Genomic DNA, 8,943 nt, shown 5'->3' with positions numbered 1-8,943 from the left:
CGGGAGGCAGCGGCACGGAAGGAGAAGATTGTGTCTTTCCGCAAGCTGGTCGGGCACCAGGAAAGTCTGAAGCAATGCGTCGAGCAATGCAAGGCGGCGATCACCTATCCCGGCATCGGCCTGCCGATTCTCCTGCAGGGACAGACCGGCACGGGCAAAAGCTACATCGCGCAGCTGACCTACGAATACAGCGTGGAAAAAGGGATTTTGGACAAGAAGGGCAGCTTCGTCACCGTCAACTGCGCTGAATATGCCAACAATCCGGAGCTGTTCCTGACGAATTTGTTCGGCTATAAGAAAGGCTCTTACACCGGTGCGGAGAAGGACAAGGCCGGGTTACTGGCGCTGGCCGACGGCGGCGTGCTGTTTCTCGATGAGATCCATGCCTTGAAGCCGGAATGTCAGGAGAAGATCTTTCTGTTTATGGACAAAGGCATCTATCACATGGTCGGCGATAATGAAACGTGGTATTCCGCGAAGGTGCGACTGATCTTCGCAACGACGGAGGATCCGCAGAAGGTGCTGCTAAAAACGCTGCTGCGGCGGATTCCGATTCTCGTTCAGGTACCTTCGCTCGTCGACCGCTCCCTGCAGGGAAAGCGTGAGCTGGTGCATGAGATCGTTGCTCAGGAAAGTGAGAAGATCGCCCGGCAGGTCGTGTTCAGCGAACTGGCCTACCAGACGCTGGTCAATCATGCCTACCCCGGCAACGTCGGAGAATTGGGCAACACGATCCGCGCCAGCGTTGCGAAAGCTTATCTGCGCGATCCGGCCGCTGATCCGGTTGAGCTGCATCTGTACGATCTGCCCAGCTTCCTGCTTCAGAGCGGAACCGCCAACGGCGAGCTGATGGAATATGACGACGGAAAGATGATCGACACCCGCCAGATGATGAAGCAGAAGTATTTTGAAACGATGCTTTATACCTTCAATAAGGGCCTGATCGAACAATATCGGAATCATCTGCCGATGCCGGAGTTCATTGAAAAAGCGTATATCCTGCTGGAAGGCTATACCGATTATTTATTCTTCAACAATCCCGCAGGCAAAACGCCTAAGGACGATCTGACGGCCAGTCTGGTTGAGAATATCTATCAGATCACCGCGCAGAAATACAATCTGGAAAAGCTGAGCAATTCCGAGGTCGTGACGATGTCGCGCTTCATTCTCGATTTCGCCAGCCACAGCGTTTCCTGCCTGCCGCTGGATAAGAAATACCACAAGGAAATTCAGGATTGCATCGAGGCGATTCAGCGCCTGTTTCCGATCAACGCGACGGCGATCCGCAACGTTGCCCGGCTGATTCAGGACAGCCTGAACATCAAGCTGGAGGGGATTGGATATCTTGATCTATTGATCTACATGATGTATTTCAACCGCGAAATGGAAACCTCGCAGATTCCGGTGCTGATCATCGCGCACGGCTTCAACATTGCCAGCAGTATCGCCGAGGTCGCCAACCAGCTGCTTCGCCGCAAGATCTTCGACGCCATCGACATGCCGATTGAATGCGGCGTGGACGTGATCATCCGCAAGGTGTCCGACTATCTGAAACATCTGGAAGGGTGTAAGGAAGTGCTGCTGATGGTGGATATGGGATCGTTGGAGGAAATCTACAAGTACACGGAGAATTTAAAGAATGTCGATATCGGCATCATCAACAACGTCACGACCAAGCTGGCGCTGGATATCGGATGCATGATCATGGAGGGGGAAGGAATCGAAACGATCCTGGAGGAAGCGGCCAACCGCAACCAGCACCGCTACCTGATCGTCCGCAACCGCCAGAAGGCCAACGCGATCCTGTCGATCTGCCAGAGCGGCTTCGGCACGGCGGAGAAGATCAAGAAGCTGCTGGAAAAGAGCCTGCCGGCAGGGCAGAACATCCCGGTGCTTTCCTACGAATACGACAGTATCGAGACGATGGGTTCCCAGGCTCCGGTGTTTGACAAATACAACATTCTGTTCGTTGTCGGCACGATGGATCCGAAGATCAAGGGTGTGGAATTCATCTCGCTGGAGGAGCTGATCGAACAGAAGAACATCGAGAAGATCTCCGAGCTGCTTAACGAATTCATGAGTCCGGACGAAATCCAGCAGTTTAACGACAACCTGCTGCGGAACTTCCCGATGGAAAATCTGTTGAACTATCTGACGATTCTCAACCCGGAAATCATTCTCGGCAACGTCGAAACGATCATCCGGTCGATTGAAGCCCAGCTGGGCCTGCGGATTACAAGCAACGTCAAGGTCGGTCTGTATCTGCACATCAGCTGTCTGATCGAACGGCTGATCATCAACAAGACCGTCGCGCCGTACGACAAGCTGGACGAGCTGCAGCAAAAGCATCAAGATTTCATCGCCGTCATCCGCAAGAGCTTCGCCGAGGTGGAACGGATTTACAATGTGTCGATTCCGTTGTCGGAAATCGGTTATTTGTATGAATACATTGCGCTCGGCAGTGTCGAGAAAGAGGAAAACAGTGTCGAAGATGAAACGGGTTACTTTGAATAAAAGCATGAATCACACCGTACAAAAGCTGAAATTTCAGAAAGAATTCCGGAATTTCAGCTTTTTTTCTTCCAAAAAATAGAAATTAAGCAGAAAAACGCGAATTGGCATACTAATTGCTTATATTTGAGCGTAAGTAGAGAAGGGAGGACAGCCCGTGAGAAAGATAATTCTGGCTTCTCATGGATCCATGGCCGAAGGGGTGCTCAGCGCCGCCAAAATGATCATGGGCGATTGTGAAGAAATCCAGGCTCTGGGGTTGGATCATTACGAATCCCCAACGGAAATCGCCCGCCGGATTGAACGGCAGGTTACAGCCGAGCCGGATTGCGACTTCATGATCTTCTGCGATATCCACGGCGGCAGCGTGCATAATCAGCTGACGGAACTGTGCCGGTATCCGAATGTGTATCTGGTCGGCGGCATGACGTTGTCGATGATCCTGGAATGCCATCTGAACGTTCAGGACATCTCCACGATGGAACTGTTGGAAAACGCCGTGCAGTCGGCCAAGGACACGATCACCGTGTTGTCGCACAAGCAGGCGGTGGAACAAATTGAAAAGGGAATGGAGGATGATGTTTTATGGTAGAGCTGTGCAGAGTGGATGACCGGATGCTTCACGGACAGGTCGCGGTGACCTGGGTGAATCAGGTCGCGCCGGATGCGATTCTCATCGCCAACGACGAGGCGGCGACCAACGAGATGAGCAAGCTGGCGTTCAAGATGGCCAAACCGGCCGGCGTGAAGCTGGCGATCAAAACGGTGAAGGACGCAGCGGTGCTGCTGAATGATCCGCGCACGAAGAAAACCCGGATTTTCCTGATTGTCAGAACGGTTCAGGACGCCTTGGAACTGACGAAAGCGACGGGCAATCAGATTACCACCGTCAACATCGGAGGAGTTAAGAAAAAGGAGGGAAGCAGACAGGTGGCGGCGAACGTTCACATGGATGATGCGGACATCGACGCCTTACGGGAATTGAATTCTCTGGTGGACAAAGTTGAAATTCAGATGGTTCCAAGCGAATCAAAGACCGACGTAAAAAAGATTATTTGAGGAGGAAAAACTTATGATGCAAGCAGTTTTGGTAGGATTGACTGTCTTCGCACTGGAGTTCATTGAAACCTGGTGCTCCTACCCCATGACAACACGCCCATTGATCGTGGGCACGGCGATCGGAATTGTTTTAGGGGATGTCGCGACCGGCGTAACCGTCGGCGCCAGTTTGGAATTGGTCTTCATGGGCGTCATGGCGATCGGCGGCACAGTTCCGCCGGATGCCTGTTCCGGCACCGCTGTCGGCACCGCCTACGCGATTATTTTAGGTCAGGGTGTGGAAACCGCCTTTACTCTGGCGATCCCAGCTTCAATTTTGTGCCAGACCTTGTTCGTACCGTTAGTCGCGCTGCGTTCCCTGTGGTCGCCGATGATTGATAAAATGGTAGCCAAGGGCGATTATAAAGGCTTACAGCGCATGATGCCGGTCGTTTCCGCAACGATGTATGTCTTCAAAGCCTTGATCTGCGGCGGCGCGGTGGCGCTGGGTTCCGTTGCGGTCCAGCAGTTTATCGACGTTCTGCCGGCTGTCTTCTTAGATGGCATGGGCGTTGCGGCCGGAATGTTGGCCGCGGTCGGATTCGCGCTGTTGTTAAAGATGATGTGGACCAAAAAGCTGGCGGTTTACTTCTTCGTCGGATTCATTCTCTCATCGTATCTGGGTCTGCCGTTGATGGCGATCGCAATCCTGGGCATCCTGTACGTCATCGTGCTGTATGTCGAAAGCAGTCACAAACCAACGCAATCATCCGCTGAAGAAGAGGAGGAACTGTTCAATGATTAAGGAAAAATTCAATTTAACTGAAGACGAAAATAAGATGTGTTTCCAGATCGCGATGCGATCCCATACCATGAGCGCTCCGTATTGCTGGGAAAAAATGCAGGCGCTGGCGTTCTTATACACAATGATCCCGGTTATCAACAAGTATTATCCGGAAAAAGAAGACCGGATCGAAGGCTACAAGCGGCATTGGGAACTGTTCAACACGACCCCAAGTGTTTCCGGTTTCATCACCGGCCTGGTTGCTTCGATGGAAAAACAGGGCGCAGAGGATCCAAACTTTGATAAATCTTCGATCTCCGCGGTGAAGTCTTCCCTGATGGGACCGTTCGCCGGCATCGGCGATTCGATTTTCCAGAGTACCTGGCGCGTTATCTCGATGGGCGTCGGCTTGAGCTTAGCGGCCGGCGGCAACATTCTCGGACCGATCGTCTTCTTATTGATGTATAACATCCCATCCGCATTCGTCCGTTTCTTAGGTCCGTATGTCGGTTACAGCTTAGGCGCGAAGTTTATGAGCAGCGCCGCGGAAAACGGCATCATGAGCTTTATCACCAAGGCGGCCAGCACGGTCGGTCTGATGACGGTCGGCGCGATGACCGCGACGATGGTTTCCTGCAATATCGGCTTCGTATTCACGATGGGCGGCGCGGAACAGTCGATCCAGGCAATGCTGGACACGATTTTCCCGAATCTGCTTCCGCTGTTACTGACACTGTTCTGCTTCAAGCTGCTGAATAAGAAAGTCAACGCGACGCTGCTGATTTTCGGTCTGATGGTCTTCGCGATCCTGGGCACCTGGATTGGTATTTTCTAAGCGAAGTCTGTAAAACAACCGGATTTCAAGCTACAATAAAAGAAAGAAGAATGACGATCAGGCAGGGAATCCTCTGCCTGATCAGATTCTATTCCATTTGAAGGAGGAAAAGAAATGGTGACATTACTGGATTGCATCTATCGCGTACCGTCGGTGATCGAAGGGATCGTCGCACGCCGGGAAGAAACCTTTGCGCCGCTGCTGGACGCGGTGAAGGACCGCCTGGGCGAGCTGAACGAAATCATGTTTATCGGTTCCGGCACAAGCAACACCTGTTCGCTGACGGCGTACCGCTTTGTTGAAAAAGCAAGCAAGCTGTCAACCAGCACGATGATTCCCAACGAGTTCCTGGCGAAAACCGTCTACAACCCGAAGGCCTTGTATGTCTTTGTTTCCCAGTCCGGCACCTCGACGCTGACGCAGCAGTCGTTGAAAAAGGTGAAAGCGCTGGGCTGTCTGACGGCGGCGATCACGGAAGCGCCGACAACCCCGCTGGCAAAAGAAGCGGATGTGCATATCGACATGGGCTGCGGCTATGAAGAATACGGCATGCGCACAATCGGCTACTGCGCGAGCATCCTGACGGAAATGTTGATGGGCGTGGCCCTGGGACAGGCGCGCGGCGTTGTCAGTGAGACGGAAGCGGCGGCCTATACGGAAGACGCGCTGGCGGTGACGAAAGACCACAAGGAAATCTGCGACCGGACACTGGCCTGGTTTGATCACAATAAGGAAGCGTTGATGGACGTCGATGCCTTTGTTCTGTATGGCCCGGGCAGTCTGTACGGCGTTGCGATGGAAGGTGCGCTGAAAATTCTCGAGATTGCCAAGCGCTTCATGTGCGTCGGTTATGAGATGGACGACGGTCTGCATGGACCGACGATGGGCTTCACGAAACGGCATGCGGTCATCGTACTTAACGACGGCGGCAAGGATAACCATCTGGCAATGGGCATTGCGAAATACATGAAAAACGACGTCGGCCATGCGTATGTGATCGGCGCTAATCCGATCGACGCGGACGATTTGGGCTTCACCCCGGCCTCGAAGGACTTCGCGTGCCTGGAATATGCGCCGGTTGTAGAAATCCTCGCTTACCGGCTGGCGGTGGATTACGGCATTGAATTGAAGGACATTAAAACGCAGGATCCGCTCCCGGAGATGAAATACTTCAATACGCACGATGAATAAGCAGAGGAAGAAGCACGGGAACGTGCTTTTTCTCAACCCTCAACGCTTTGCTTTACTGAAAGCGATCTTGTTGATCGCGGTGCCGGTAGCGCTGCAGACGATCATTTCCGTCGGCATCAACATGGTCGACACGCTGATGGTCGGGGCGCTGGGTGAAACGCAGCTGACCGCGGTGTCGCAGGCCAGCCAGCTGTTCTTCATCTTCCAGCTGACATTGTTCGGGACAACCGGCGGCGCTAACGTGCTGATCGCGCAGTATTGGGGAAAACAGGATGGCGAAGCGATCCGGTCGGTGATCGGCTATACGTTCCGCGTGATGCTGAGCGCAGCGGCGGTACTGGTCGCGATCGCGGCGTTGTTTCCGCGCGAGGTCATGACGCTGTTGTCGAACAACCCCGAAGTGATCGCGGTCGGTACACAGTATTTGCGGATCGTCAGCGTGTCCTATCTGTTTTTTGGGATCACGACGGTTCTGGGCAATACGCTGCGGGCTGTCGGCGATGTCAATGTGGCAATGGGCGCTTCGCTGGCGTCGATCGGGGCGAGCGTGATCTTCAACTGGCTTTTCGTATTCGGCAATCTGGGCGCTCCGGCCTGCGGCGTTGTCGGCAGTGCGCTGGCGAACATTCTGGCGCGGATGCTGGAATGCGCTATTCTGATCGTTTATTCGCTTGGGTTTGAGAAAAAGATTCGTTTCCGTTTCAGCTGGATTCTGCATCCGCAGAAGGTTCTGTGGCCTTCGTTTGTCAAGAACTGCGCCCCGGTGGTCGCCAATGAATTGACATGGGTGCTGGGCAGCTCGGTGCTGACGATGATCTCCGGTCACATGGCTTTCGCGTTTGCGACGGCGTATGCGATCTTCAACGTCGTGGCGCAGATTTCCTGCGCGCTCTCGCAGGGGATTTCCGCAGCCGCCTCGGTCGTCGTGGGCAACTTGATCGGCGAAGGGAAACAGGCCGAGCTGGATCAGCCAATTCGGCTTTTGCAGCGGGTCGGGGCGGTGAGCGGGACGCTGGCCTGTCTGTTCATTCTGGCGATCATTCCGCTGATGCCGAAATTTTACAACATTACGCCGGAAACGTTCGGCGTGCTTGTTCAAATTATGGCCGTGGGCGCGTTGATTGAAATCTTCCGCTGCATGGGGTTTGTCAATAATGTCGGCATTCTGCGCGGCGGCGGGGATGCCCGGTTCGTCTTTTTCAACGATGTATTTTATTTATGGGTGTTTTGTATTCCAGTCGGCTGGTGGTGTTCGCAGCAGGCGGGAATGCCGGTGTTTATGACCTTCTTTATCCTGCGGTGCGACGATGTGATCAAGGCGTTTGTGGGGGACTGGCGGATTCATCATGGGCAGTGGATTCATCAGGTGACGGTTCAAGAGCGGACGTCATGATCTGACCCGGGATGGCCATGTTGGATCTGGGAAAGAACGCAAAAAGCGAAATCGGATTCCACCCATCATACCGCACATCAGCGGAACGAAACGATTGTGAAACAGGGGTTCTGTGTTCCAAGAGCCTGAAAAATCAGAAATTAAATCACCGGAAGACCGCAGACTTCATAAGATAAGAGGAATGCGAGGGATTAAATCATGACAGAGAAATCTCATTTTTCCGATGCCGCTGAAAAGCTGGCGCTGAACGTCAGCCTGGCCAGCTTTCTTATGAATTTACTGCTTTCTGTTTTTAAGCTGTTTGCCGGGATTGCCGGTCATTCGCAGGCGATGATTTCCGATGCCGTCCATTCCGCATCCGATTGCGCCAGTACCGTCGTCGTGATGATCGGCGTGCATTGCGGACATCGCCAGGCGGATGCCAATCATCCATTTGGCCATGAACGGCTGGAAAGCGCCGCGTCCCTGATTCTGGCCGTCATGCTGGGAATAACAGGCGTCGGCGTCGGGGTCAGCGCGATCAGAACGCTTTGTCATCCGGCGGCATTACAAGTCCCGGGCCGGGCCGCGCTGATGATGGCGGTGGTTTCGATCCTGGTCAAGGAAGGCCAGTACTGGTGGACACGCTGGGCTGCGCTCACCGTGGATTCTGATGCTCTGATGGCAGATGCCTGGCATCATCGCTCCGATGCCTTGTCATCGGTCGGGGCCTTGATCGGGATCGGCGGTGCGCGGAAGGGCTGGCTGTGGATGGATCCGGCCGTTGGTTTGATCATCTGCGCCTTGATTCTGGCCGTGGCCGTCAAGCTGTTCTGGCAATCGTTAAACAAGATGATCGACCAGTCCTGCGACACAAAAGCGCTGCATGCGATAGCCGAGACGATTCTCAGCCAGCACGGTGTGGTCACGATTGATACGCTGCGCACCCGGATTTTCGGAAACCGGATTTATGTCGAACTGGAGATCGGCGTCGACGCCCAGCTGCCGTTGGTTGACGCTCACGCGATCGCTGAAAATGTTCATCAAGCCGTGGAGGAAACGATCCCGCGGGTGAAGCACTGCGCCGTGCACGTTAATCCGGTGCAGAAAGAATAAACCGGACTCTCCTCTTTTGCTCTGCCCATCCCCCGGCTTCACTCAGATCCGGATCCAGTCAGGTCTTGATTTTCTCCATTGATCGCCGCCGGCTTG

The 8,943-nt window shown here is 53.9% G+C and carries 8 protein-coding genes; all 8 read left to right on the top strand.

Annotated elements, in window-relative coordinates; all coding sequences use genetic code 11:
* Positions 1 to 2,514, top strand: a 2,514-nt coding sequence (locus tag HOLDEFILI_RS09685; protein ID WP_006059475.1) for a sigma 54-interacting transcriptional regulator, incomplete at its 5' end; no start/stop codon positions are given.
* A 154-nt stretch (positions 2,515 to 2,668) separates the two neighbouring features.
* Positions 2,669 to 3,103, top strand: coding sequence for a PTS sugar transporter subunit IIA (locus HOLDEFILI_RS09680; protein ID WP_039864616.1), 435 nt, complete (start codon positions 2,669 to 2,671; stop codon positions 3,101 to 3,103).
* The gene (locus HOLDEFILI_RS09675; RefSeq protein WP_006059473.1) at positions 3,097 to 3,570 is read left to right on the top strand and encodes a PTS sugar transporter subunit IIB; all 474 of its coding nucleotides are present in this window, start codon (positions 3,097 to 3,099) and stop codon (positions 3,568 to 3,570) included. Before HOLDEFILI_RS09680 ends, HOLDEFILI_RS09675 begins: the two co-directional genes overlap by 7 nt.
* Before the next feature lie 13 nt (positions 3,571 to 3,583).
* On the top strand, positions 3,584 to 4,354 hold the full coding sequence (locus HOLDEFILI_RS09670) for a PTS mannose/fructose/sorbose/N-acetylgalactosamine transporter subunit IIC (RefSeq protein WP_006059472.1): 771 nt from the start codon (positions 3,584 to 3,586) through the stop codon (positions 4,352 to 4,354).
* Positions 4,347 to 5,168: a PTS system mannose/fructose/sorbose family transporter subunit IID gene (locus HOLDEFILI_RS09665; RefSeq protein ID WP_006059471.1), complete on the top strand. Its 822-nt coding sequence runs from the start codon at positions 4,347 to 4,349 to the stop codon at positions 5,166 to 5,168. Before HOLDEFILI_RS09670 ends, HOLDEFILI_RS09665 begins: the two co-directional genes overlap by 8 nt.
* Positions 5,169 to 5,282: 114 nt before the next feature.
* On the top strand, positions 5,283 to 6,359 hold the full coding sequence (locus HOLDEFILI_RS09660; RefSeq protein ID WP_006059469.1) for an SIS domain-containing protein: 1,077 nt from the start codon (positions 5,283 to 5,285) through the stop codon (positions 6,357 to 6,359).
* 22 nt (positions 6,360 to 6,381) lie between these two features.
* A complete protein-coding gene (locus HOLDEFILI_RS09655) occupies positions 6,382 to 7,752 on the top strand; it encodes an MATE family efflux transporter (RefSeq protein ID WP_039864614.1) in 1,371 nt (456 codons plus the stop codon).
* A 198-nt stretch (positions 7,753 to 7,950) separates the two neighbouring features.
* Entirely contained in the window at positions 7,951 to 8,847 is an 897-nt protein-coding gene (locus tag HOLDEFILI_RS09650) for a cation diffusion facilitator family transporter (RefSeq protein ID WP_006059466.1), read from the top strand.
* Positions 8,848 to 8,943: the final 96 nt, after the last annotated feature.

Origin of the sequence: Holdemania filiformis DSM 12042 (genome assembly GCF_000157995.1) — a bacterium.
Lineage (GTDB): Bacteria > Bacillota_I > Bacilli_A > Erysipelotrichales > Erysipelotrichaceae > Holdemania > Holdemania filiformis.
The sequence above is the reverse complement of the archived record's forward strand: the minus strand, read 5'-3'. Positions and strand labels throughout refer to the sequence as shown.